Here is a 403-nt window from a genome sequence, read left to right as displayed (position 1 = left end):
GAGCTCACCTACAAGATTTTCTTTGGGTACGACTACATTATCGAAAAACACTTCACAAAAAGAAGATTTACCGCTAATTAAATCAATAGGTTTGGCTTGCACACCTTGGCTGTGCATATCGAGGAGTAATAAACTAATGCCTTGGTGTTTAGGGGCTTTAGCATCGGTGCGTACTAATGCGTACATCCAATCGGATTTGTCACCGTAAGAAGTCCAAATTTTACTACCATTAACTAAGTAATGATCGCCTTGATCAACTGCGCTGGTACGAATACTGGCCAAATCAGAGCCGGCGTTTGGCTCACTAAACCCTTGGCACCAACTTACTTCACCACGAGTCATTGGTGTTAAAAACTGTTGTTTTTGCAGCTCAGTTCCGTGCTCTAACAGCACAGGACCTAAC

General features: G+C 42.9%; 1 protein-coding gene. It reads right to left on the bottom strand.

All coding sequences use genetic code 11. The features are described from left to right. Positions 1-403: acyl-CoA dehydrogenase family protein (locus AAEY62_RS20515; protein WP_350636084.1), on the bottom strand; the 403-nt coding region annotated here is incomplete at both ends.

This window comes from Pseudoalteromonas sp. GW168-MNA-CIBAN-0100 (assembly GCF_040309225.1).
In the GTDB taxonomy this organism is placed as follows: Bacteria; Pseudomonadota; Gammaproteobacteria; order Enterobacterales; family Alteromonadaceae; genus Pseudoalteromonas; species Pseudoalteromonas arctica.
Note: the sequence above shows the minus strand (reverse complement) of the source record. Positions and strands in the feature narration are given on the sequence as shown.